Source organism: Desulfurellaceae bacterium (assembly GCA_021296095.1).
In the GTDB taxonomy this organism is placed as follows: domain Bacteria; phylum Desulfobacterota; class Binatia; order Bin18; family Bin18; genus JAAXHF01.
This window is the reverse complement of sequence record JAGWBB010000109.1, coordinates 11,170-11,617: the sequence shown is the minus strand read 5'-3', so window position 1 is coordinate 11,617 and position 448 is coordinate 11,170. Positions and strand designations below refer to the sequence as shown.

At 61.6% G+C, this 448-nt stretch carries 1 protein-coding gene; it reads right to left on the bottom strand.

Features of this window, described 5'->3' with window-relative positions; all coding sequences use genetic code 11:
* The coding region (locus J4F42_19690) for a PhoD-like phosphatase N-terminal domain-containing protein (protein MCE2487741.1) at nt 1-274 on the bottom strand (274 nt) is incomplete at its 3' end.
* Nucleotides 275-448 lie beyond the last annotated feature (174 nt).

Sequence of the window (448 nt, the reverse complement as noted above, 5' to 3'; positions counted from 1 at the left end):
GCGCGGTGTAATCCCGGGTCTGGTCGGTCACCACCCGAGGGCCGGCTTGGGGCTGGGTAAAATTCGGATCGAGCGCATACTCGACACCCACCGTAGCCGGGGCGTTGACCCGGGTCCAGATCACCGCACTGTGGGGGGTGACATCGCCACTGGCCACGCCGTGGGTGAGAAACAGCAGCGCAGGCGCCTCCTCGCTGTGGAGCAGCGCCGGAGTGAGGAAGAGACTGATGAGCAGAAGGCAGAGCCCGCTCAGAGCGCGTATCCCTCTGTGCATGAGCCTGATCCGGTAGAAACTACCGCAGGTGGCAGTTGTCACAACGAGGGCCCGCAGGGCCGCGCAAAACCCACGCTCTTCATCGGGAAAAGCTTCATAGAACTGTCGTCCTGCTGTCATACTATCATCACACACAGTCTGGCAGAACTAGAGCCGTTCTCTACACCCCTCCTT